We start from the raw sequence: 23,159 nt of genomic DNA, 5'->3' as shown, positions 1-23,159 counted from the left end.
CGGGGTTTGAGTCTGTGCTTTATAACGGCGCGATCCGGTCAGCACCGTGACGTCAAACTGACAGCCGTGACAGCTGGCGCTTTTAACTGGCCGCTTGAAGCTTACCGCTTGCGGCTCCGGCCCCGCTATACTCGCGCTTTTACACTAATAGCTGCGCCGGAGCCCCTCATGACTTCCCCGACACAACCCCCTGTTGAAGCGGCCGACATCGTCGATCCAGCCAGCGCCGATGGCGTTGAAAACGCTGAGATCCCGGCGTTCAAGTTTCCGTTCAAGCCGGGCGAACTGGCCGGGACCAAGCAGGCCGCTCAGCCGTGGTACAAAAACGGCGCCAAAAACGGCCACACCAAGTCACCAGGTATGGCCCCGCCGGGTACCCGTCGTTCGATGGGTAAACGCTGAGGGCAATAGATTGCAAGTCGAGCAGGACGTTGCCTACAACACCTGCTGATATTTCTGGTTGTAGGCCTACGACCATTTCTAGAAAGCTGCACTGCCTCTCCTGTGCCCCACTGGTTTTTGGGGCAGGGCAGGGTGAAGCAAGTCTTTCCGGAAAAGGACGTCTCTGTGGCCCAGATAAACATCTGTTCAATGCTCGCCCTGCTGCTCTTGACGACTACCGTTGTGGCCGATGATCAACCCCGAGGCGAAATCCGTTTTGGCGTTGTCGCGCAATTCCCCCCCTTTCAAAGCCGCAACCCGCAAGGGCAACTGGTGGGTTTGAACATCGATTTGGGCAACGCCCTGTGCGAGCAGTTGAATGTACGCTGCACGTGGGTCGACCAAGTGCTTGTCGAAGACTTTCGCGCCCTTGAAGCCCGGCACGTCGACGCGATCATGGGCATTGCGCCTACGTCGGCGCGGCAGCGCTGGGCTGGGTTCACCGATATCCTCTACCCGTTTACCACGCGCCTCGTGGCCCGCAGAGCATCGGGCCTGATGCCCAGCGCCACATCGCTCAAGGGCAAGCGGCTCGGCGTATTGCTGGGGAGTAACCGTGAGGCCTTTGCCCGTTCGAAGTGGGCGCCCAATGGGGTCATCGTCAAGAGCTTCTGGCTCAACCAGGAGTTGGTCCGCAGCCTGGTCGCCGGCGAAATCGATGCGACACTGCAGGGCACCTTGGAGATTCGTGAAACGCTGCTCGACACGATCGACGGCCAGGATTTCGACTTCCTTGGCCCCCCGGTTTCGGCCGAGCTGTTGGGGGATGGCGTAGCGATTGCGCTGCGCAAGCCTGACACCGCATTGCGCCGTGAGCTCAACCACGCCCTTGAGCAACTGATGCACAACGGCGAGTACCAGCGGATCGTCCAACCCTACCGCCTGGATGTAGTGCCGGCACTGCCGTGACGCCCCGCGCGGTAAGCCTGCCTACTGCAAACCTTAGTTAAACTCATCCCCCACTGGGTAGCGGCTGTCATTCAAGCTTTCTTTGATCTTGCGCAAATGCGGCTGGAAATCCACGCCACGGCGCAAGGTCATACCGGTGGCCAGTACGTCCAGCACCGTCAACTGAATGATCCGCGAAGTCATCGGCATGTAGATGTCGGTGTCTTCCGGCAACGGGATGTTCAAACTCACCGTACTGGCCTTGGCCAGGGGTGAGTTTTCGGCGGTCACGCCCAGCACCGACGCGCCGTTTTCCCGTGCGATGCGTGCCACTTCAACCAGCTCACGGGTCCGCCCGGTGTAGGAAATGATCACGAACAGCTCGCCGGTGTGCGCCACCGAGGCGATCATGCGCTGCATCAACACGTCGGCGTGGGCAGTCACCGACAGGTTGAAGCGGAAGAACTTGTGCAAGGCATCCATAGCCACCGGGGCCGAGGCGCCCAGGCCGAAGAAGTGGATCTGGCGCGCCTGGATCAGCAGGTCTACGGCCTTGCTGATCAGGTTCGGGTCCAGGGCCTGGCAGGCGCTGTCCAGCGAGGCGATGGCGCTGCCAAAGATCTTCTGGGTGTAGGCCTCGGGGTTATCATCGGCTTCCACGGCACGGCTGACATACGCCGCGCCACTGGCCAGGCTTTGCGCCAGTTGCAGTTTGAGTTCAGGGTAGCCGCTGACGCCGAACGAACGGCAGAAACGGTTGACCGTCGGTTCACTGACCGAGGCGGCTTGGGCGAGGGCGGCGATAGAGAAGCGGGTCGCCTGCTGCGGGTTGAGCAGGATGACCTCGGCGACTTTTTTCTCGGCCTTGTTCAATTCTTCGAGGCGGTTCCGGATCTGTTCCAGAAGATTTCGCACGCGGTCCATTCAGTCTTTCCTTCGGGCGACGATGCAAATAAAGGGCGGTAGCCAATGACGAGTGGCTTTTCGCGGTGGCCTATCCTACTGAGGGTAGCTGAACACCACCACTCGGAATGCGTATTTCGGGAAAATGTTGTGGTTATTACTACATTTTTCCTTGAGTGATGCCTTGAAAAAAGGTATTTGTAGCTTAACTTGATAAAAGAACAAACATCATGCCTTCGATAACCGTAGAACCCTGCACCTTTGCCCTGTTTGGCGCCTTGGGTGATCTGGCGCTGCGCAAGTTATTTCCTGCCCTCTATCAACTCGATGGCGCGGGGCTGCTGCACGACGACACGCGCATCCTGGCCCTGGCCCGTGAAGCCGGTACCGAGCAACAGCACCTGGCCCATATCGAAAAAGAACTGCGCAACTACGTCGGCAAGGAACTGGACGAAACCATCGCCCAGCGTTTCCTGGCGCGCCTGACCTATGTGCATGTCGACTTCAAGAATGCCGACGACTACGCGGCCCTGGCCCACATCGCTGGCACCGAGCAACGCCTGATCGCCTACTTTGCCACCCCGGCGGCGGTGTACGGTGCGATCTGCGAAAACCTGTCCAAGGCCGGCTTGGCGGAAAACACCCGTGTGGTGCTGGAAAAGCCCATCGGCTCGGACCTGGAGTCCTCGCGCAAGGTCAACGACGCCGTGGCGCAGTTTTTCCCGGAAAACCGCACCTACCGCATCGACCACTACTTGGGCAAAGAGACCGTCCAGAACCTGATCGCCCTGCGTTTTGCCAACAGCCTGTTCGAAACCCAGTGGAACCAGAACTACATCTCCCACGTAGAAATCACCGTGGCCGAGCAAGTCGGTATCGAAGGCCGCTGGGGCTACTTCGACAAGGCCGGCCAACTGCGGGACATGATCCAGAACCACCTGCTGCAACTGCTGTGCCTGATCGCTATGGACCCGCCGGCCGACCTGTCTGCCGACAGTATCCGCGACGAGAAGGTCAAGGTGCTCAAGGCCCTGGCGCCGATCAGCCCGGATGGCCTGACTACCCAAGTGGTACGCGGTCAGTACATCGCCGGCTACAGCGCTGGCAAAGCGGTACCGGGTTACCTGGAAGAAGAGAACTCCAACACCCAGAGCGACACCGAAACCTTCGTCGCGCTGCGGGCCGATATCCGTAACTGGCGTTGGGCCGGGGTGCCGTTCTACCTGCGCACCGGCAAGCGCATGCCGCAAAAGCTGTCGCAGATTGTTATCCACTTCAAGGAACCGTCCCACTACATCTTCGCCCCTGAGCAGCGCCTGCAGATCAGCAACAAACTGATCATCCGCCTGCAACCGGACGAAGGTATTTCCTTGCGAGTGATGACCAAGGAGCAAGGCCTGGACAAGGGCATGCAACTGCGCAGCGGGCCGCTGCAACTGAATTTTTCCGACACTTATCGCAGTGCACGCATCCCCGATGCCTACGAGCGTTTGCTGTTGGAAGTGATGCGCGGCAACCAGAACCTGTTTGTTCGCAAAGATGAAATCGAAGCCGCGTGGAAGTGGTGTGACCAGTTGATCGCCGGGTGGAAAAAATCCGGTGACGCGCCCAAGCCTTATGCGGCGGGGTCCTGGGGGCCGATGAGCTCCATTGCACTGATCACGCGGGATGGGAGGTCGTGGTATGGCGATATCTGAATTGAAACTGCCTCAGGGTGTAACCGCCCATGAGTACCGTACGTCTGCGCTGCTGGCGGATGGCTTGGCCAATGACGTGGCCGAACAACTGCGCGCGGCCATCAGTGCCCGCGGCGAGGCGACCCTGGTGGTTTCCGGTGGCCGCAGCCCTGTGGCGTTTTTCCAAAACCTGGCCAAGCAAGGCCTGGACTGGTCCAAGGTCACGATCACCCTGGCCGATGAACGCTGGGTGCCGGTTGAGCACGCCGACAGCAATGCCGGCTTGTTGAAGCAGCACCTGTTGCAAGGCCCGGCGGCCAAGGCCAAGTTCCTCAGCCTGTACAGCGCTGCTGCCAATCTGGACGACGCTGCCGAGCAGGCCGATCGCCTGCTGGCCGAATTGCCAGCCATTGATGTGCTGGTACTGGGCATGGGCGATGACGGCCACACCGCATCGCTGTTTCCCAACAGCCCGAACCTTGCGCAAGCGTTGCAGGCTGACGGTACCCGCCGTTGCTGGCCGATGCTGGCGCCGACCGTGCCACACCAGCGCCTGACCATGAGTCGTGCACTGCTGGCTACGGCCCATTACACCGTGCTGTCGATTTCCGGCAGTTCGAAATTGACCACCTTGAGCGCCGCCCTGGCCAGCGACGACGTTGCTGCCATGCCAATTCGCGCGTTTTTGCAACCTACATTAGAGATTTACTGGTGCCCATGAGCCAAGGATCAGCCGCTATGAAAAGCCCTCAACCGACCGTATCCATGGCGGATAAAGTTGCCTTGATCGACAGCCTATGCGCCAAGGCGCGGATCCTGCCGGTGATCACCATCGCCCGTGAACAGGACATCCTGCCGCTGGCCGACGCCTTGGCGGCCGGTGGTTTGACCGCGTTGGAAGTGACCCTGCGTTCGGAGTTCGGCCTCAAGGCCATTCAGGTCCTGCGCGAGCAGCGCCCTGAACTGTGCACCGGTGCCGGCACCGTGCTCGACCGTCACATGCTCGAAGCGGCCGAAGTGGCCGGCTCGCAATTTATCGTCACCCCCGGCATCACCCGCGACCTGCTGGAAGCCTCGGTGCACAGCCCGATCCCGTTGTTGCCGGGCATCAGCAATGCCTCCGGCATCATGGAAGGCTACGGCCTGGGCTATCGCCGCTTCAAGCTGTTCCCGGCTGAAGTGAGCGGCGGCGTAGCGGCGATCAAGGCCCTGGGCGGCCCGTTCGGCGAAGTGAAATTCTGCCCGACCGGTGGCGTCGGCCCGGCCAACATCAAAAACTACATGGCGTTGAAAAACGTGATGTGCGTGGGCGGCAGCTGGATGCTTGATCCTGAGTGGATCAAGAACGGCGACTGGGCACGCATCCAGGAAGTCACCGCTGAGGCGCTGGCGCTGTTGGACTGATCTGATTTACCGAATCGTTGTTGCTGTGCTTAACGGCATTTTTGCGGTGCACTTGGTCGGTGTACCGCTTTTTTTTGCCTGCAAAAAACCTTGAGACCCACTCATGTTTAATCTGTGCTTAGTTCAATGACCGCGTTGATCAGCACATTGATGTCTTCGGCCGACGTCACCAACCCTGGCGTGACCCGAATGCACGTACCAAACGCCGCCCCGGTGCGCGTGGTGGCGAACAGGTCGTACTCTTTAAGCAAACGATCCACCATCACCTGCTGATCGCGGCCGATGAATTTGAACGCAGTAATCGCGCAATAGAGCCGTGGGTCATCCGAGGTTAGCACCTCAATGCCATTTAGCGGCCGCACCTGGTTTACCCACAGATCGCGCAGGTAATTGACCCGTGCACCTTTGGCCGCCGCACCGCCCAATGCCCGATGTTCTTCAAATACCAATGGCAGGGTCATCAGCGCCGGAAAATTCGGCGTGCTGTAGGACGTGCGTGCGCGCACATCCGTGATGGGGTAGTGGAATTCGCCCATGTCCGGGTCGATGTCCGCCAGGCGTTCGGGGGCGATGTACAGAAAGCCCAAGGTCAGCGGCGCACCAATCCATTTATGCAGGTTGAAACCGGCGAACTGGATACCCAATTCGGCGAGGTTGAAGTCGATCTGGCCCAGGGCGTGGGCACCGTCGAGGATCACGTCGATACCGTGTTCACTCGCGGCCTTGGCAATGGCGGCAACCGGCATCACCAAGCCGGTGCGGTGGGTGACGTGGGTCAGCGCCATCAGCTTTAAACCCGGGTACTCAGCGAAGGCGGTGCGATAGGTCTGCAATAGGCTGTCGAAACTGGCCGGGTGAGTGTGGGAAAGCTCGATCACCTCGATACCGCGAGCCCCGGCCAACCAACGCATGGCGCCCTTGACGGTGTCGTACTCCAGGTCGCTGATCAGCACCTGGTCGCCCGGTTGCAGGCGGTTGTAGTTGCGGATCAGCGATTGCAAGGCTTCGGTGGCGTTGCGGGTGAAGGCGACCGACTCAGGGGCTACATCGATCAACCCGGCCAATTGGCGGCGGATCTCGACGTTTTCGCCTTGTTCGAAGCGCTGGCGCACATGCACCGAGTTGCTGCGGTTGATAAACGCCACGTGCTCCAGGTACTGCGCCTGCACCGCACGGCTCATGCGCCCGAAGTAACCATTTTCCAAGTTGATCGGGCCTGGTTCCAGGTCATAGCGCTGGGCGATGGCCTGCCAGTGCAGTTCGTTATCGGCATTCCTTGGCATGGCGAGGCTCTGGTTAATGGCGAGGGGCGGGTTTGCCGTGTTTGGCGCGCAGCGGTTCAAGCAGTTCGGACAGGCCGTTGTGGTCGATTTCCTGCATCAATGCCAGCAAACCGCCCAATTCGCCGTGGGGAAAACCCTCGCGGGCAAACCAGTTCAGGTAAGGCCCCGGCAGGTCGGCGATGATCCGGCCCTTGTATTTGCCGAAGGGCATTTCGCGGGTGATCAGCAGTTCGAGTTTTTCGGGGTTCATGGGGATTCAGTACACAAGTCGAGACCATGGAAAATACAGGCATTCTGCATGAAGGCCAAATGACAGATCATGCAAATAACGTACATACAGATGGTTCAACTATTTTTAAGCTGTTGAAATTAAACATAAAAGTTGTTTTTCAAAAGCTGGCACGGGCGCTGCAATCATTAAGACAACCCTTCGTAACCTGCCTAAGGAATTGAAAAATGACTGACATCAATAAAGAATCGATCTCCGTACTCAACGACCTGATCGAAACCAGCATCGACGGCCAGAAAGGTTTCAAAGAGTGCGCAGAAGACATCAAGCACCCAGAACTCAAGGCGTTGTTTGCCAAGCGCTCCGCTGACTGCGCCACCGCCGCCGCCGAACTGAAAACCGCCGTGCGTGCCCTGGGCGGCGACCCGGAAGATTCCGGCAGCGTAGCCGGCGCCCTGCACCGTGGCTGGGTCGACGTGAAGTCGATGCTCACCGGTAAAGACGAAGAGGCGGTGTTGAACGAAGCCGAGCGCGGTGAAGACCATGCACTCAAGGCTTATAAAGAAGCCATCGAGAAGATCAACAAGCACAACCTGCTAGGCATTCGTGACCTGGTTGAGCGTCAGTACCACGGCGTACAACGCAACCACGACCAGGTCAAAGCCCTGCGTAACCAGGCTCGCGCTCAGTCGTAAGCCAAACGCGGTAAAAAATGTGGGAGGGGGCAAGCCCCCTCCCACATTTGTGTTGTATAGGCCTTGAGTTAGCCAATGCTGATTGGCGGCAACTCGGTCAAGGTCACGACCTGCTGTTTGCGTGGCGCGAGGATCTCGGCTTCGCCATCCACTACCAGCTCATCGCGTTGGTTGAACACACGGGTGGCAATACGCACACGGAATTTCGGCAGTTTTTCAAGAATTTCCAGGCGCACAGTCAACGTGTCGCCGATCTTGACCGGTTTCTGGAAGCTCATCTGCTGGCCGATATAGATAGTGCCCGGCCCAGGCAGCTTGCAGGCCACGGCGGCGCTGATCAATGCGCCGCTGAACATACCGTGGGCGATACGCTCCTTGAACATGGTCGCCTTGGCGTATTCGGCATCCAGGTGCACCGGGTTGTGGTCGCCGGACATGGCGGCGAACAGCTGGATATCGCGCTCTTCAACGGTCTTGCTGTAGCTGGCGGTCTGGCCGACTTCGAGGGCTTCGTACGGGGTGTTGGTTACCTGGGTCATCTAAAGGTGCATCCTGTGGCTAATCGGTAATTATCGGCTGATTTTAAACACAACGTTATTCGCAGCGAGCTGGCCTGCGTAAGGTCAGGGCCTGGTCGAGCCACGTCAGCAGGTCCGCGATCACTTCATCGCGGTTGGTTTCGTTGAACACTTCGTGACGCGCCTGCGGGTAAAGGTTCAATTGTAAATGCTGGCAGCCGGCCACGCGCAAGGCGTTGGCAAGATGGGTAAGACGTTTGCCTTCGCTCACCGGATCACATTCGCCGCCCATGACCAGGATCGGCAGGCCCGGATCGATCTGCGCGAGATTGGACGCTTTGCTGATTTGCTGCAAGCCGCCGAGCAGGTCGATCCAGAGTTGGTTGGTGCAGCGAAAACCGCAGAGCGGGTCGTTGATGTACTTGTCGACTTCAACCGGGTCGCGACTGAGCCAGTCGAATGCTGTGCGGTTGGGCTTGAAGGCTTTGTTGAATGAGCCGAACGACAGGAATTCGATCAATGCACTGCGCCCGCGTACACCCTGGCGCAAACGCTCGGCACGGGCGATCAAGCGTGCGGCGCGGTACAGGGCCACTGGTTGGAAATTCGAGCCACTGAGAATCGCCCCGTGCAGGCTGGCGCTATGGTGCAGCAGGTAGGCCTGGGCGATGTAGCTGCCCATGCTGTGGCCCAGAAGGATGATCGGCAGCCCAGGGTGCTGCTGGCCGATATGCTGGTTGAGGCTGGCGAGGTCGCCCACAACTTTATTCCAGCCATCTTTCTCGGCGAACAGCCCAAGGGTGCCTGCGTCGGCCGTACGGCCGTGGCCACGTTGGTCGAGTGCATATACGCCATAACCTGCGCTGCACAAGGCTTCGGCCAGCCGCTCATAGCGCCCGCTGTGCTCGGCCATGCCGTGGGACAGCATGACTAGCGCGTGGGCCGCGCCGTCGGGCATCCATTGGTTGACGTACAGGCGGCTGTGGTCATTCGCGGTCAACCAGAAGGTGCTGTGGTTCATGGCGGTTCCTTTCCTCCAGTCTGCTCGGGGTCGTTGCAGTGTATAGCTCATCTGCCGAAGGGCGCGGTATCTGCCCACGCATCAGCGGCAAGATTCATACAATCAATGACACGATTTAGCGTATTTGCCTGTTTGGCCATAGCTGCTAACGTCCCCAAAGCTCCGCTTTTCATAAGCGGCCGGACACACTCAGGTAAGGGGACAAGAATAATGCAACCTGATTTCTGGAATGACAAACGCGCGGCGGGCGTTCCCAATGACATTGACCTCACGGCCTACAAGTCGGTGATCGAAGTCTTCGAGCGTTCCTGCAAGGCCTTTGCCGACCGTCCGGCATTCAGCAACATGGGCGTCACCCTGACTTACGCCGAGCTTGAGCGCCAGAGTGCGGCGTTCGCCGGCTACCTGCAACAGCACACCGACCTCAAGCCCGGCGAGCGCATCGCAGTGCAGATGCCCAACGTGCTGCATTACCCGATTGCCGTGTTCGGTGCCTTGCGCGCCGGGCTGATCGTGGTCAACACCAACCCGTTGTACACCCCGCGCGAGATGCGTCACCAGTTCAAGGACGCCGGCGTGCGTGCGCTGGTCTACCTCAACCTGTTCGGTTCGCGCGTGCAGGAAGTGTGCAGCGACACCGAGATCGACTACCTCATCGAAGCCAAGATGGGCGACTTCCTGCCCGCCGCCAAGGGCTGGCTGGTCAACACCGTGGTCGACAAGGTCAAGAAAATGGTCCCGGCCTACAGCCTGCCGCGTGCAATGTCGTTCAAGCGTGCGCTGCGCATGGGCGCCGGGCTGGGCATCACCCGCCATCCGGTGAGCCTGGACGACATCGCGGTGCTGCAATACACCGGCGGCACCACCGGGCTGGCCAAGGGCGCGATGCTCACCCACGGCAACCTGGTGGCAAACATGCAGCAGGCGCGCGCGTGCATGTCCCAAGTTGGCGACGACGGCCATCCGCTGATCAAGGAAGGGCAGGAGGTGATGATCGCGCCGCTGCCGCTTTACCACATCTATGCCTTCACCGCGAACTGCATGTGCATGATGGTCACGGGGAACCACAACGTACTGATCACCAACCCACGGGACATCGGCGGGTTTATCAAGGAGCTGAAAAAGTGGCGCTTTACCGGGCTGCTCGGGCTCAACACGCTGTTTGTGGCGTTGATGGACCACCCCGACTTCAAGACCCTGGATTTCTCCCATCTCAAGCTCACCAACTCCGGTGGCACGGCACTGATCAAGGCCACGGCCGAGCGCTGGCAGCAAACCACCGGCTGCACGATTGGCGAGGGCTACGGCCTGACGGAAACCTCACCCGTGGCCAGCACCAACCCCTACGGCAATAAATCGCGCCTTGGCACCGTGGGTATTCCCGTGCCGGCGACAGCGATGAAGGTGATCGATGATGAAGGTGTCGAGCTGCCGCTGGGCGAGCGTGGCGAGTTGTGCATCAAGGGCCCGCAGGTGATGAAGGGCTACTGGCAGCAACCGGCCGCGACGGCCGAGGCCCTGGATGCTGAAGGCTGGCTCAAGACCGGTGACATTGCGGTGATCGACGAGGACGGTTTTGTACGGATTGTCGATCGCAAGAAAGACTTGATCATCGTCTCGGGTTTCAACGTGTACCCCAACGAAATCGAAGACGTCGTAATGGCTCACCCGGCGGTGGCCAACTGCGCGGTGATCGGCGTGCCGGACGAGCGCACGGGGGAGGCGGTGAAGCTGTTCGTGGTGGCACGTGCCGAAGGCGTGAGCGTTGAGGAGCTGAAGAACTACTGCAAGGCCAATTTCACGGGGTACAAGGTGCCCAAGCAGATTGTCCTGCGCGATTCGTTGCCGATGACGCCGGTGGGCAAGATCTTGCGGCGTGAGTTGCGCGACATCGCCTGATGTGAACTGCGGTAAACAATGTGGGAGGGGGCTTGCCCCGATAGCAGTGGACCAGTCACTCGATGCAGTGACTGATACTCTGCTATCGGGGCCAAGCCCTCTCCCACATTGTTTGTGTTGTTCTGAAGAGCCTATTCCAGAGCCTTTTGCTGGGCTATTTCGGCCATGTTTAAAGTGTGACCAGATATTGTAGGACAGTCATGATTATGACTGTCGAGCCCTCTTTAGGCTCTAGTCGGCCCTTGGCAAAGCTGCTACTCTCGGCGCGCTTTGTGACGTCTAGGCCTGCTTTAAAGCGCCAGATTCACCTTAAAAAAACATACACCAATAATAATCGCATCAAATGCGATGATGAATTCGCGTCGCTGAGGAGTGGGCTTCCATGAACGAAGACTTTTGGAAGGATAAGTACCCCGCCGGGATTGCTGCAGACATCAATCCAGACGAGTATCCGAATATTCAGGCGGTACTGAAACAGTCCTGCCAGCGCTTCGCTAACAAACCGGCTTTCAGCAACCTGGGCAAGACAATCACCTACGGTGAATTGTACGAATTGTCCGGCGCGTTCGCCGCGTACCTGCAACAACATACCGACTTGAAGCCTGGCGACCGAATCGCCGTGCAACTGCCCAACGTCCTGCAATACCCGGTCGCCGTGTTCGGTGCCATCCGTGCCGGCCTGATCGTGGTCAACACCAACCCGCTGTACACCGCGCGGGAGATGGAGCACCAGTTCAACGATTCCGGCGCCAAGGCCCTGGTCTGCCTGGCCAACATGGCCCACCTGGCGGAAAAGGTCGTGCCCAAGACCGCCGTCAAGCATGTGATCGTCACCGAAGTCGCCGACCTGCTGTCGCCGCTCAAGCGCCTGCTGATCAACAGCGTCATCAAGTACGTGAAGAAAATGGTCCCGGCGTATCACTTGCCGCACGCGATCAAATTCAACGACGTGCTTGCCAAAGGCCACGGCCAACCGGTCAGTGATGCCAGCCCGGCCAGCAGCGATGTTGCCGTGTTGCAATACACCGGCGGCACCACCGGCGTGGCCAAGGGCGCGATGCTGACTCACCGCAACCTCGTCGCCAACATGCTGCAATGCAAGGCGCTGATGGGTTCCAACCTCAACGAAGGTTGCGAGATCCTGATCACCCCGCTGCCGCTGTACCACATCTATGCGTTCACCTTTCATTGCATGGCGATGATGCTGATCGGCAACCACAACATCCTGATCAGCAACCCGCGCGACCTGCCGGCGATGGTCAAGGAACTGTCGAAGTGGAAGTTCAGCGGCTTTGTCGGCCTGAACACCTTGTTCGTTGCGCTGTGCAATAACGAAGGCTTCCGCAAGCTGGACTTCTCCGCGCTCAAGGTCACCCTGTCGGGCGGCATGGCCCTGCAATTGGCGGCCGCCGAGCGTTGGAAGGCCGTGACCGGCTGTGGCATCTGCGAAGGTTACGGCATGACCGAAACCAGCCCGGTGGCCACGGTGAACCCGATCCAGCATATCCAGATCGGCACCATCGGCATTCCGGTGCCGTCCACGGTGTGCAAAGTCATTGCCGATGACGGCACCGAGCTGGCGCTGGGCGAAACCGGCGAGCTGTGCGTCAAGGGCCCGCAGGTGATGAAGGGCTACTGGCAGCGCCAGGACGCCACCGACGAGATGCTCGACAGCGAAGGTTGGCTGAAGACCGGCGACATCGCGATCATCCAGCCAGACGGCTACATGCGGATTGTCGACCGCAAGAAGGACATGATCCTGGTCTCCGGTTTCAACGTGTACCCCAACGAGCTGGAAGACGTGCTGGCCGGCTTGCCGGGCGTGTTGCAGTGCGCGGCCATCGGCGTGCCGGACGAGAAGTCCGGAGAGATCATCAAGCTGTTCATCGTGGTCAAGCCGGGCGCTACGCTCACCAAGGACCAGGTGATGGAGCATATGCGCGCCAACGTCACCGCCTACAAGGTGCCCAAGGCTGTAGAGTTCCGCGATGCGTTGCCGACCACCAACGTGGGCAAGATCCTGCGTCGTGAGTTGCGCGATGAAGAACTGAAGAAACTCGGTCTTAAAAAGTAACCCGCCAATTGAAATGCAATCCAATGTGGGAGGGGGCTTGCTCCCGATAGCAGTGGTTCAGTCAACACATACTGTGACTGACCCATCGCCATCGGGGGCAAGCCCCCTCCCACATGTTTAATCGTGTTTTTACAGGGCGAACTGCGCGAAGTTCACGTTAGCACCGGTTGGGCGTACGTCCTTCAGGAGCGAGTCCTTGTCTGCGCTCAGCTCCAACGTAATCTCCGGCTTGCGCTTGCCCGAATTACGCACCACCAACCTTTCGATGTGCTCGCGCAGGAACGCCGTCGGCACCTTCAAGTGCAGCAACTGGTCGGTCTCGGCATTGTGCATCAACAAGTGAATCCACTCGTACTGGCCCACGGCAATACGGCCCAGCGGCAGGTCGAACCACCAGATGTTGCGTTTGCGGTCCAGGTCGGTGAAGTGGCAGTTGTTGACGCCGAGTACGGCACCGCCCAGTTCGGTGTTTCTGCGGGCAATGGCCTGTGCTTTATTGAGTTTCATAACCTTCCTACGGGATCTGTTATTCAGCGTTGTAGCCTGAATCTGCCAGGCATTCTCGTGGGTTGGCCGCAAAACATAAAGCCAAACCTACGGCTTTCGATGAAATGCCCGTGGAAAATAATTGAAACTCTGCCGAACGGCCTCAGGTCAATCTCTAGGTAATGACCAAAACCCTTGATTGTTCCTTCGGAGAAATACCATGAGCAGCACATCGGATAAGGCAAAAGGTTTGGCGAATGAGGCAGTCGGCAACATCAAGCAGGGTGTCGGCAAAGTCACCGGCAACGACAAGCTGCGCGCCGAAGGCGTGATCCAGGAAAAGAAAGGCGAAGTGCAGCAAGCGGTCGGCGACACCAAAGATGCGGTCAAAAAAGCCACCAAGTAAGCCAGCATCACGGGTTGTGTTCACACCGCCCTGCGGCCATCCACGGATGGCCGTTTTTCTATCAGCCACTGCAACTAAACTTTCGAAATTGTTTCAAAGTCGCCAAATGGGCTACTTTGATGTAGAAAACGGCCCCTGAGTCGCCCACGACCTCACCCTCTTTGCGGCGAAAGGAGACGCTATGATCTTTCCGGTTCTCGATGGTCTCAAGCTGCACAAAGTGCTGGTGCGCACCGTCAAGGAATTCGTCGACGACGAAATGTCCACCTACGCTTCGGCACTGGCCTACCAGATGCTGTTTTCGTTGTTTCCCTTCCTGCTGTTCCTGATTGCCCTGATCGGCTTCCTGCACCTGCCTGACTTTTTCACCTGGCTGCGCCTGCAATCTGAACTGGTGCTGCCGCCCCAGGCCCTGGAGCAGGTCAACCCGGTGATCGACCAGTTGCAGCAGTCCAAGGGCGGTCTGCTGTCGGTGGGTATCGTGATTGCGTTATGGACCGCTTCCGCCGGTGTGCGCCTGATGATGAGCGCGATGAACGCGGCCTACGACGTGGTGGAAGGCCGGCCGATCTGGAAGCGTTTCCCGCTGTCGATTTTGTACACCGTCGGCATCGCCGGCATGCTGCTGGCTGCCGCTGCGTTGATGGTGCTCGGCCCGCAAGTGATGGAATGGCTTGCCGGGCAGATCGGCATGCAGGAGTTCGTGGTCACACTCTGGACCATCCTGCGCTGGCCGCTGATCGTGATTTTGCTGATGTTCGCCGTGGCCCTCATGTACTACGTGATGCCTGACGTCGAGCAAAAATTTCGCTTTATCACCCCAGGCTCAGTGCTGGCGGTGGTGGTCTGGATCGTGGCCTCCCTGGGCTTTGGCTACTACGTCAAAACCTTCGCCGACTACAACGCCATGTATGGCAGTATCGGGGCGATCATCGTGCTGCTCCTGTACTTCTACATTTCTGCCGCCGTGCTGCTGCTTGGGGCGGAAATGAATGCGGTAATCGAACACATGTCGGCCGAAGGCAAGGATCCGGGTGAAAAAGCGTTCGACGAGCCCGGCCACACCGATGAAAAACAGCATGTCTCAGGCCTCGGCCGAGACCACTCCAAGCCCACTCCCGTTGAGCCTGATCAATGATCCGTGAAATCCTGAAAATGGGCGACGAGCGCTTGCTGCGTATCGCGCCCCCGGTCCCGCCCGAAATGTTCGACAGCCCCGAGTTGTGGCAATTGATCGACGACATGTTCCAGACCATGGAGCACGTCGGCGGCGTGGGCCTGGCGGCGCCGCAGATAGGTGTGGACCTGCAATTGGTGATCTTTGGTTTCGAAGCCAGCGAACGCTACCCGGATGCGCCGCCCGTGCCGCAGACCATCCTGATCAATCCGTTGATTACGCCGCTGAGCCCAGTGCTGGAGGAGGGTTACGAAGGCTGCCTTTCCGTGCCCGGCTTGCGTGGCGCGGTGGACCGTTACCAGCAGATCCGCTATGAAGGCTTCGACCCCAAGGGCGAGCCGATCGTGCGCATTGCCGACGGCTTTCATGCGCGGGTGGTGCAGCATGAGTGCGATCACCTGATCGGCCGGTTGTACCCGTCGCGGATTACCGACTTCAGCAAGTTCGGGTTTATCGAGGTCATGTTCCCCGACATGGACCCCACCGCCGACGAATAACCCCCCAGACACACTGAAATCAAAAATGTGGCAGGGGGCAAGCCCTCTCCCACAGTTGATTGCAGTTCAAATCAGGTTATTTGGCCGGTTTGACGAACCGCAACGTCATTCGATCCGACTCGCCAATCGCCACATACCTGGCCTTGTCCTGCTCCCCCAACTTCAACGCTGGCGGCAATGTCCACACGCCATCCGGGTAGTCCTTGGTGTCTTTCGGGTTGGCATTCACCTCGCTTTGCCCCTCCAGCTTGAACCCGGCATCGGTGGCCAGTTTCACCACATAGGCGGTGGTCAGGTAGCCGCTGTGCTTGATGTCGTCCAGTGAGGCGCCATCCTTGGCGCGGTGATCCACCACACCCAGCACGCCACCGGGTTTGAGCACCTTGTAGAACGCCGTGAAGCTCGCTTCGTCCGTATTGGCCAGCACCCAGTTATGCACATTACGGAAGGTGTACACGGCGTCCACTGAAGCCGGTTTGCCGAACACGGGCGCCTTGGGATCGAACTCGACCACTTCGGCCTTGCCGTAACGGGGCGGGTCGGCGGCAAATTTCTGCTTCAGGTTCTCTTCGGACGTACGCGCGTAAGCGCTGCTGCTCGCGGCCTGCACAGCGGCGATGTACTGCCCGTGGTCTTTGAGCAACGGTGCCAGCACTTCGCTGTACCAACCGCCGCCGGGGGTGATTTCGATCACGCGCTGTTTGGCGCCCAGACCAAAGAACTCCAAGGTCTGCTGTGGATGTCGATACCCATCGCGGGCACTGTTGGCCGCATCGCGCCAACTGCCAGCGAGCACGCTGGCGTATTGCTGGGCACTGATCGGTGCATCGGCTGCCTGGCTCAAGGCCGGGGCGAGGAGGGCGGCAAGGGAGAGGGCTGCAAGCGTCGTTTTCATGATCATCCTGGTAGGGGCCACTGTGCTGCCGAGGCTAGCATGGGCTCGATACCGGTCGATCACACATTATCTGAGGTCGACCTCACCAACGGTTCTAAGCCCATGGCGATCATCGGCTTGTTGCGCTTGTAACGCACCAGCCGTTCGCTGAGGGATTGGGGCAGGAGCGTGTCTTGGGTGAACCCCATACGCTGATACAAGCGTTCCAGGTCCGGATGGCACAGTAGCCAGACGGTGCCCTCCACAGCCGTCACTGCCTGAAGAATCAAGCGCGCCGCCAAGCCCTGGCCACGATACGACGGCGCCACAAACACCCCGGTCAGCCATTGCCCGCCCACCACTGGCGTCAGGCACAAGCCAGCGACAATCTCGCCATCGCGTGCCACCCACAAACGTCCGTCCTTGAGCGCCTTCATCGACGAGTTGTGGCTGCGGTAAAACTTGTTCAGCAGCGGCCACAGAGGCTCTGCCAGCAGATCGATGGACAACTCAGGCATGGTGTTCAGGCAGGCGTTAGAAAGGGGCCGGGATTATAAACCCCTTCTGTCGGGTGATCGGTGTTATACCCAGTGTTACATCCTCTTTCAGTGGAGCACGCATCATGGCCAAAGGTATGGATTCAAAGAAAGCCGCGAAGAAAAAACCGGCAAAGACCGCCGACGAAAAACGCGCCGACAAGAAAACCAAGAAATCCGAGAGCGGCCTGTTCGGTCACTGATCAGCGTTCAGCTCAAGGATTTTCAGCGGCCAACGCAACCCTCCCTGTTGGCCGCTCGCTCACCCTGCGTTCACCTGCCCTTGCCTACACTTGCTTTCAATACTGGCGTGCTGATGGCCTTGCATAGCGCCAAGCCCTGTCTATGCTCACCCATAACCGTTGATGACGCTTGGCATATAAAGCGATTTGGATGGTTTTTTCCCCAGTACCCAACTGAAAAAATGTAATGCGCCTTTTTGGCGCCGGGAATCAAGGGTGATCTGATCATGTTCAACCTCCATCACAAGTCCGACCTGCTTGAAATCCAGCGTTTCTCCTGCGCACTCACCGAATCCAACGCCAAGCTCGCCGCCATCAGCCGGTCCATGGCCATGATCGAATTTGATCGCGACGGGGTGATTCTTGATGCCAACGACAACTTCTGCAAAGCCATGGGCTACAGCGCCGAGGAAATTCGCGGCCAGCATCATCGGATCTTTTGCGAACAGGCGTACACCCACACCGACGCCTACGCCAAACTCTGGCGCGACCTGGCACGGGGCGAGGCCCTCAGTGGCACCTTCATGCGCTTGAACAAGCACGGCCAGGAAGTGTGGCTCGAAGCCAGCTACATGCCGGTGCTGGACAGTGACAACCACGTGCAGAGCGTGATCAAAGTCGCGTCGGATATTAGCGCACGAGTCCACCACGAACATGAAAACCAAAGCCTGATCGACGCCATCAGCCGCTCCATGGCGGTCATCGAGTTCACGCCCCACGGGCAGATCCTCAACGCCAACGATAATTTCCTGAAGACCGTGCAGTATTCGCTGGATGAAATCGTTGGCCAGCACCACAGCCTGTTTTGCCACCGCAGCGAAGTAGAGTCGCCTGCGTACAAGGCGTTCTGGGCGTCGCTCAATCGCGGCGAATACCACTCGCACCGTTTCGAGCGCAAAAACAAATATGGCAAAACCCTGTTTTTGGAGGCGTCCTATAACCCGATCTTCGACACCAATGGGCGTTTGTACAAAGTCGTGAAGTTCGCCAGCGACATCACCGATCAAGTCACCACCCTGCGCACCGCCGCCGATTCGGCCCACGCCACCTCGGTACAAAACGATGTCTGCGCGCGCAAAGGGTCGCAGGTGGTGCAGCAAACCGTGCAGATCATCGAAGAAATTTCCCACAACCTGAACCAGGCGGCGCAGAGCATCGATGCTGTGAGCAAGCAGTCGGACATTATCGGTGCCATCGTGCAGACCATCCGCAGCATCGCCGAGCAAACCAATATGCTGGCGCTCAACGCGGCGATTGAAGCGGCGCGGGCCGGTGAGCATGGGCGCGGGTTTGCGGTGGTGGCCGACGAAGTGCGCAGCCTCGCCGCGCGTACCAGCCAGGCGACGGTGGAAATTGTAGAAGTAGTGCGCAAGAACCACGACCTGTCGCTGAGCGCGGTGTCGAGCATGCAGTCGAGCTTGAGCCGCACGGGGCTGGGTGTGGAGCTGGCGAACGAGGCGGGGCACGTGATCCTGGAGATTCAGGAAGGGTCACGGCATGTGGTGGATGCGATCAGTCAGTTCAATTCGACGTTGCAACTGCAATAGCTGATCTAAACAACACTGAAAATCCACTGTGAAAGAAATTCAAACGTGGGAGGGGGCACGCCCCTCCCACATTTTTAACCCCTGTGTGGCTTAGATCGCTGCCAGGGTCTCTTTTACGCTCTGCGCCGGATCAGTCGCCTTCGCCGCTACCTGCTGCTCTTGCTGCTGCTTCAGGCGCTCGGCGACTTGGTTGGAAATCGCGTCCTGTTTTTCCTGGGACATGTTCTGTACATCCGCTTCGGTCAAGCCTTGCTCCTTGAGCAATTGCTCGCGGATGCGCTCGGCCGGGGTTTTGCTCATGTACTCGGTGAACTCCGAACGCGCACCCGTAGTGGATGTGGTGGCAGGCGCCTCTGTTGCTGAGGTGGTTGCTGTCGTGGAGGCTTGCAACTGCACACGGGTCTTGGCGAAGGCTTCGTCGATACGGTCGGTGGCCTTGTCCAGTTCCTTCTGCGCGGCCGGCACGGTCACGCTTTGCTGCACGGCTTGAAGGGCGCCGCTGTACAGCGCGCTGGCGGCGGCGTTGGCAGGGTCCATGTCGGGACGCTTGAGCTGTTGGACGGTCGACACGGCTTGGGTGTTGTTGTTAACCAGCATGATCGGTCACCTGGAGAAAGCTACGGTGCCTTCGCTGGAGCAAATAGCGTGCCGGGTGCAAAAGCCCAGGTTTTACTGGGCGCGCCACCGCCCTGGCGGCAAGTGTTGGCCTGTCGACGGCCAGCCGTTGCCGCCTGCGCTCAGGTGCATGTCCTTAGTTGTGGCCGTCGAGTGCGAAGGTCTGGAAGCCCGGGTGCTGGCTGAGGCGTTCGTAGTACGCCGCGACGGCGGGGTAGGGCGGATGCTCCATCGGGGCCATCTGCCAGCGGTGCACCGAGAGGCCGATGAGGATGTCGGCGAGGGTGAACTCATCACCGGCGACGTAGGCATGTGTCCTTGCGAGTTGCTGTTCCAGCAGGCCCATCTTGTCGTTCCAGGCCTGTACGCCGGCAGCGAGGCGTTGTGGGTCCTGGTAGTCCGGGTGCTTGCGTACCAGCGCATGAAACGCATAGCCCCACGACGGGTTGAGTTCGGTGGCTTGCCAGTCCATCCACTGCTCCACCCGCGCCCGTGGTGCGGGTTCGGCGGGCAGCAGGTCATGGCGTTGATAGAGGCCGACCAGATAGCGGCAAATGGTGTTGGATTCCCACAACACGCCGTGGTCGTCGATCAGTACCGGCACCTGGGCGTTAGGGTTCAGGGCCAGGAACTCGGGGGATTGGGTGGGTGTATAGCCTATGCCCCAGTCTTCGCGCAGGTAGTCGATGCCCAGTTCCTGGCAGGTCCAGAGCACTTTGCGCACGTTGATGGAAGACGTGCGACCCAAGATTTTCAGTGAGTGTCCCATGGTGCTTTCCTTGCGGAGGAGAGCAGCCAATCTAGCAGGGGTGATAGCAATGTGGGAGGGCTTTAGCCGCGGGGCGTGTGCTGGTCCATCGCCTTGCCCACCAGCAACACGCTTAGTTCACTGAGTTGGTGAATGGCCAGGGCCACATCGCGTTGTTTGCCGGTGAGGTCGTCGGAGAGGTCGAGCAGCAGGGTGCTGACGGAACATACCGTTTCGTAGCTGTTGATCAGCAGGGTCTCGGTGGGGGTGTTGGGGAGGACGGTGAAAAGCGCATGCGTGGGATGGGTGCTATGCATTTTTGAAGTACCTGATTTTGGCTGAGTGCGTGGGAAACTTCAGGCGTCTAAACCCGATCCCGGGAGTATCAGTTTTTTTGTGTTCGGGCTGGTTAGGGCCTGCCGTCAGGCAGGCCGTTGTTTTACCAGCTCGGTCTGGTAAATCGGTCTCCGTAAAGAATCGCAAACTGATTCATTGCCACTTTCCAATCATGCGCCGGGTGCCCCCAGTTAGCCGTGATATTTCGTAGTCCCAGCCAGATCAGCTTCGTTGCCGCATCGTCGGTCGGGAAGTGCCCACGGGTTTTAATAATCTTTCGTAGCTGAGCGTTGATGCTTTCGATGGCATTGGTCGTGTAGACCACTTTTCGGATACCCGCCGGGAATACAAAAAACGGTATAACCCGATCCCAGGCGCGACGCCATGCAGCAACTACTGTCGGATACTGCTTACCCCAAGGCCCCGCTTCAAAGGCGTTGAGCTCTTGCTCGGCCACGTCCGCATTGATCGCCTGGTAGATCGGCTTGAGGGCTTTGGCCAATGCCCGACGTTTATCCCAAGCGGCATAGTCCAAGCTGTTGCGGATCAGATGCACGATGCAGGTTTGCAGCGTCGTGGCAGGAAAAACCGCTCCCAAAGCCTCCGGTATCCCTTTAAGGCCATCCGTGACGGCGATTAGAACATCTTCTACCCCACGCGTTTTGAGGTCGTTGAAGACCTTCATCCAAAACTTGGCGCCCTCGGTGCTCTCAATCCAGATCCCCAGAATGTCACGTGTGCCATCGGGTAATACGCCCAGCGCCAGATAAATGGCCTTGTTGCGCACTAACCCCTCGTCCCGGATTTTGACCCGTAGCGCATCAAAGAAGATGACCGGGTACATAGGCTCCAGGGGGCGCTGCTGCCAAGAGCCGACTTCTTCCATTACGGCATCGGTGACTGAGCTGATGAAGTCATGGGACACGTCAGTTCCATACTGCTCAGACAGAAAAGCGCGGATCTCACGCACCGTCATACCCCGGGCGTACATGGCAATTATCTTGTCGTCGAAGCCTGTAAAACGGCGTTCGTGCTTGGGAATCAGGATCGGGGCGAAGCTACCATCGCGGTCTCTGGGGATATCCAGGCGAAGCGGCCCATCGTCGGTAAGAACCGTTTTGCCACTCTTGCCATTGCGCTGATTGGTCGACTCCTCAGGGCGCTCCGCGCCCTGAGGATAACCAAGGTGGTGACCCAGCTCGGCACCTAGCGCGCGCTCGATCAGAGCCTTCTTGAACGCCATGGACGCGTCTTGAATGGCTTCGGCGCTCATCGGGCCTTTAACAAACTGCTCGATCAGCTCTTGGGGAATCGAGGGTAACTCCCTCGCTGCTGCATGGGCGGGCTTCTTTTTGGTCGGCATAGATGCACCTCTAGCTACATGTTATGCCCGAACACAAAATTTCTGACAGTCTCCCGATCCCCGAAACATTCAGAGACCGGCAAACCTTAAGTCTCCACCGGCCATACTTACAAGCCAGATAGTTCTGACGTAAGCGTAGGCAACCGGGCAAGGCGCTTACTGCAATGTCAGCCGAGTCCTACAGGCGTCCTAGGTGCTTTCCCGCACCTGCAACTCAAACCCCATGTCTACCACCGGCTTGGCGATCTTGTTGCCCGCCATGATCGTCAACAAATGCTCCGCCGCACGCCGGCCAATGGCTTCCCGTGGCGTGCTGATACTGCTCAGGCGCGGCACCATAAAGGACGACGCAGGCAGGTCGTTGAAGCCCAGCACCGCCACCCGCTCTGGCACCTTGATGCCATGGCGCATGGCTTCCAGCAGTGCGCCTTGGGCCAAGTCGTCGTTGCCGAAGAAGACCGCATCCACATCCGGATGTGCGGCCAGCAACTGCAAGAACAACTCGCCGCCCAAGCCCACGGAAGAAGGACGCGGTGTCAGCAGTTCCAACGCCGGGTCGTACATTGCGGCCTGTTGCAGGGCGCGGCGGAAACCTTCGCCACGTAGCAACGTGCGTTGGTCCAGTTGTGCGCCGATATACGCCAAGCGCTTGCGGCCACGGGACAGCAAATGCGCCGCGGCTGTTTCACCGGCGGCCAATTGCGAGAAACCCACACAGTTCACGCCGGCATTCGGGTCAAGGTCCATCATGTAGACGCAGGGCACGTTGCTGGCCTCGACCATCCGTCGGGCGCTTTCGGTGCGGTCGAAGCCGGTCAGCAGCAAACCCCGTGGCTGATAGGCCATGTAATTGCGCAGCAGGTTTTCTTCTTCATCGCGCGAATAGTGAGAGTTGCCGATCAGCACTTCGAAGCCTTTGGGCCGCAGTACCTGGTGGATAGCTTCGAGGGTTTCGATAAACAGCAGGTTGGACAACGACGGCACCAACACCACCACCGAATGGCTCTGGGCCGAGGCCAGGGCGCGGGCGGCGGGGTTGACCACGTAGTTGAGTTCGGCAGCGGCCTGCTGGACTTTTTCCACCAGCTCAACGGCCACGGTGCTGATGCCGCGCAAGGCGCGGGAGGCGGTAATCGGGCTGACGCCGGCCAGGCGGGCGACTTCGTTAAGGGTCGGACGACCCGTGGTGCGCGTATTTTTATCGTTCTTAGAGGTCATCAGGCAGCTTGCCAAACAAAAATCGAGGCACTAAGGTAGCGCTGTCTCCAAATGGCTGCAAATTATTGAACTTTGGGTTGCCT

The 23,159-nt window shown here is 59.0% G+C and carries 25 protein-coding genes; 12 read left to right on the top strand and 13 right to left on the bottom strand.

Annotation, left to right across the window (positions count from 1 at the left end; all coding sequences use genetic code 11):
- Positions 1-168 precede the first annotated feature (168 nt).
- Positions 169-402 (top strand): hypothetical protein, encoded by a 234-nt coding sequence (locus PspS35_RS23040; protein WP_159936928.1) that lies wholly within the window; start codon positions 169-171, stop codon positions 400-402.
- Positions 403-567: 165 nt separating this feature from the next.
- Complete coding sequence (locus PspS35_RS23035) at positions 568-1,350, top strand: transporter substrate-binding domain-containing protein (RefSeq protein ID WP_238785928.1); 783 nt, start codon at positions 568-570, stop codon at positions 1,348-1,350.
- A 33-nt stretch (positions 1,351-1,383) separates the two neighbouring features.
- On the opposite strand, the gene PspS35_RS23030 is transcribed toward PspS35_RS23035, so the two are convergent.
- Positions 1,384-2,244 (bottom strand): MurR/RpiR family transcriptional regulator, encoded by an 861-nt coding sequence (locus PspS35_RS23030; protein ID WP_169851198.1) that lies wholly within the window; start codon positions 2,242-2,244, stop codon positions 1,384-1,386.
- 218 nt (positions 2,245-2,462) lie between these two features.
- Between PspS35_RS23030 and zwf the strand changes: the two genes are divergently transcribed.
- Genes zwf through PspS35_RS23015 form a run of 3 tightly spaced genes read left to right on the top strand, consistent with a single transcriptional unit; the run spans position 2,463 to position 5,312 of the window.
- Entirely contained in the window at positions 2,463-3,929 is a 1,467-nt protein-coding gene (gene zwf, locus PspS35_RS23025; RefSeq protein ID WP_159936927.1) for a glucose-6-phosphate dehydrogenase, read from the top strand.
- The gene (gene pgl / locus PspS35_RS23020; RefSeq protein ID WP_159936926.1) at positions 3,916-4,629 is read left to right on the top strand and encodes a 6-phosphogluconolactonase; all 714 of its coding nucleotides are present in this window, start codon (positions 3,916-3,918) and stop codon (positions 4,627-4,629) included. The genes zwf and pgl overlap by 14 nt, the downstream gene beginning before the upstream one ends.
- A gap of 17 nt (positions 4,630-4,646) precedes the next feature.
- Positions 4,647-5,312, top strand: a complete 666-nt coding sequence (locus tag PspS35_RS23015) for a bifunctional 4-hydroxy-2-oxoglutarate aldolase/2-dehydro-3-deoxy-phosphogluconate aldolase (RefSeq protein WP_099585438.1) — start codon at positions 4,647-4,649, stop codon at positions 5,310-5,312.
- A 107-nt stretch (positions 5,313-5,419) separates the two neighbouring features.
- On the opposite strand, the gene PspS35_RS23010 is transcribed toward PspS35_RS23015, so the two are convergent.
- A complete protein-coding gene (locus PspS35_RS23010) occupies positions 5,420-6,595 on the bottom strand; it encodes an aminotransferase class V-fold PLP-dependent enzyme (RefSeq protein WP_159936925.1) in 1,176 nt (391 codons plus the stop codon).
- Positions 6,596-6,608: 13 nt separating this feature from the next.
- The gene (locus PspS35_RS23005) at positions 6,609-6,845 is read right to left on the bottom strand and encodes a DUF3820 family protein (protein WP_003213031.1); all 237 of its coding nucleotides are present in this window, start codon (positions 6,843-6,845) and stop codon (positions 6,609-6,611) included.
- 206 nt (positions 6,846-7,051) lie between these two features.
- Between PspS35_RS23005 and PspS35_RS23000 the strand changes: the two genes are divergently transcribed.
- Positions 7,052-7,519: a PA2169 family four-helix-bundle protein gene (locus PspS35_RS23000; protein WP_010208206.1), complete on the top strand. Its 468-nt coding sequence runs from the start codon at positions 7,052-7,054 to the stop codon at positions 7,517-7,519.
- Between the two features lie 68 nt (positions 7,520-7,587).
- On the opposite strand, the gene PspS35_RS22995 is transcribed toward PspS35_RS23000, so the two are convergent.
- Both PspS35_RS22995 and PspS35_RS22990 read right to left on the bottom strand, forming a co-directional pair.
- Complete coding sequence (locus tag PspS35_RS22995; protein WP_159936924.1) at positions 7,588-8,058, bottom strand: MaoC family dehydratase; 471 nt, start codon at positions 8,056-8,058, stop codon at positions 7,588-7,590.
- Positions 8,059-8,113: 55 nt separating this feature from the next.
- The gene (locus PspS35_RS22990) at positions 8,114-9,058 is read right to left on the bottom strand and encodes an alpha/beta hydrolase (protein ID WP_159936923.1); all 945 of its coding nucleotides are present in this window, start codon (positions 9,056-9,058) and stop codon (positions 8,114-8,116) included.
- 210 nt (positions 9,059-9,268) lie between these two features.
- Here PspS35_RS22990 and fadD2 point away from each other — a divergent pair, with 210 nt between their 5' ends.
- Together fadD2 and fadD1 are read left to right on the top strand one after the other, a co-directional pair.
- Complete coding sequence (gene fadD2, locus PspS35_RS22985; protein ID WP_159936922.1) at positions 9,269-10,957, top strand: long-chain-fatty-acid--CoA ligase FadD2; 1,689 nt, start codon at positions 9,269-9,271, stop codon at positions 10,955-10,957.
- A gap of 382 nt (positions 10,958-11,339) precedes the next feature.
- Positions 11,340-13,031, top strand: a complete 1,692-nt coding sequence (gene fadD1 / locus PspS35_RS22980; protein WP_159936921.1) for a long-chain-fatty-acid--CoA ligase FadD1 — start codon at positions 11,340-11,342, stop codon at positions 13,029-13,031.
- Positions 13,032-13,160: 129 nt separating this feature from the next.
- Here the strand turns inward: fadD1 and PspS35_RS22975 are convergent, their stop codons facing one another.
- Positions 13,161-13,538 (bottom strand): hypothetical protein, encoded by a 378-nt coding sequence (locus PspS35_RS22975; RefSeq protein ID WP_159936920.1) that lies wholly within the window; start codon positions 13,536-13,538, stop codon positions 13,161-13,163.
- Between the two features lie 199 nt (positions 13,539-13,737).
- Between PspS35_RS22975 and PspS35_RS22970 the strand changes: the two genes are divergently transcribed.
- The 3 genes from PspS35_RS22970 (at position 13,738) to def (ending at position 15,597) form a co-directional block, all read left to right on the top strand.
- Positions 13,738-13,923 carry a CsbD family protein gene (locus PspS35_RS22970; RefSeq protein WP_159936919.1) on the top strand — a complete coding sequence of 62 codons (186 nt, stop codon included), beginning with the start codon at positions 13,738-13,740 and terminating at the stop codon, positions 13,921-13,923.
- Positions 13,924-14,104: 181 nt separating this feature from the next.
- The gene (locus PspS35_RS22965) at positions 14,105-15,061 is read left to right on the top strand and encodes a YihY/virulence factor BrkB family protein (RefSeq protein WP_159936918.1); all 957 of its coding nucleotides are present in this window, start codon (positions 14,105-14,107) and stop codon (positions 15,059-15,061) included.
- Positions 15,058-15,597, top strand: coding sequence for a peptide deformylase (def, locus tag PspS35_RS22960; RefSeq protein ID WP_159936917.1), 540 nt, complete (start codon positions 15,058-15,060; stop codon positions 15,595-15,597). The genes PspS35_RS22965 and def overlap by 4 nt, the downstream gene beginning before the upstream one ends.
- A gap of 76 nt (positions 15,598-15,673) precedes the next feature.
- On the opposite strand, the gene PspS35_RS22955 is transcribed toward def, so the two are convergent.
- Complete coding sequence (locus tag PspS35_RS22955) at positions 15,674-16,492, bottom strand: methyltransferase (RefSeq protein WP_159936916.1); 819 nt, start codon at positions 16,490-16,492, stop codon at positions 15,674-15,676.
- Between the two features lie 59 nt (positions 16,493-16,551).
- Positions 16,552-16,989 carry a GNAT family N-acetyltransferase gene (locus tag PspS35_RS22950; RefSeq protein WP_159936915.1) on the bottom strand — a complete coding sequence of 146 codons (438 nt, stop codon included), beginning with the start codon at positions 16,987-16,989 and terminating at the stop codon, positions 16,552-16,554.
- A 487-nt stretch (positions 16,990-17,476) separates the two neighbouring features.
- Here PspS35_RS22950 and PspS35_RS22945 point away from each other — a divergent pair, with 487 nt between their 5' ends.
- Positions 17,477-18,796 (top strand): PAS domain-containing methyl-accepting chemotaxis protein, encoded by a 1,320-nt coding sequence (locus tag PspS35_RS22945; protein ID WP_159936914.1) that lies wholly within the window; start codon positions 17,477-17,479, stop codon positions 18,794-18,796.
- 90 nt (positions 18,797-18,886) lie between these two features.
- Here PspS35_RS22945 and PspS35_RS22940 read toward each other — a convergent pair whose 3' ends face one another.
- The 5 genes from PspS35_RS22940 to PspS35_RS22920 form a co-directional block, all read right to left on the bottom strand.
- Positions 18,887-19,393 carry a hypothetical protein gene (locus tag PspS35_RS22940; protein WP_159936913.1) on the bottom strand — a complete coding sequence of 169 codons (507 nt, stop codon included), beginning with the start codon at positions 19,391-19,393 and terminating at the stop codon, positions 18,887-18,889.
- A 154-nt stretch (positions 19,394-19,547) separates the two neighbouring features.
- Positions 19,548-20,180, bottom strand: coding sequence for a glutathione S-transferase (locus PspS35_RS22935; protein WP_159936912.1), 633 nt, complete (start codon positions 20,178-20,180; stop codon positions 19,548-19,550).
- A 62-nt stretch (positions 20,181-20,242) separates the two neighbouring features.
- Positions 20,243-20,476 carry a DUF6124 family protein gene (locus PspS35_RS22930; protein WP_159936911.1) on the bottom strand — a complete coding sequence of 78 codons (234 nt, stop codon included), beginning with the start codon at positions 20,474-20,476 and terminating at the stop codon, positions 20,243-20,245.
- Positions 20,477-20,598: 122 nt separating this feature from the next.
- Positions 20,599-21,858, bottom strand: a complete 1,260-nt coding sequence (locus PspS35_RS22925) for an IS256-like element ISPsy17 family transposase (RefSeq protein WP_159934745.1) — start codon at positions 21,856-21,858, stop codon at positions 20,599-20,601.
- A 189-nt stretch (positions 21,859-22,047) separates the two neighbouring features.
- On the bottom strand, positions 22,048-23,079 hold the full coding sequence (locus tag PspS35_RS22920) for a LacI family DNA-binding transcriptional regulator (RefSeq protein ID WP_174244889.1): 1,032 nt from the start codon (positions 23,077-23,079) through the stop codon (positions 22,048-22,050).
- Between the last annotated feature and the right edge of the window lie 80 nt (positions 23,080-23,159).

The sequence above is a fragment of the Pseudomonas sp. S35 genome (assembly GCF_009866765.1).
Classification (GTDB): Bacteria; Pseudomonadota; Gammaproteobacteria; order Pseudomonadales; family Pseudomonadaceae; genus Aquipseudomonas.
Note: the sequence above shows the minus strand (reverse complement) of the source record. Positions and strands in the feature narration are given on the sequence as shown.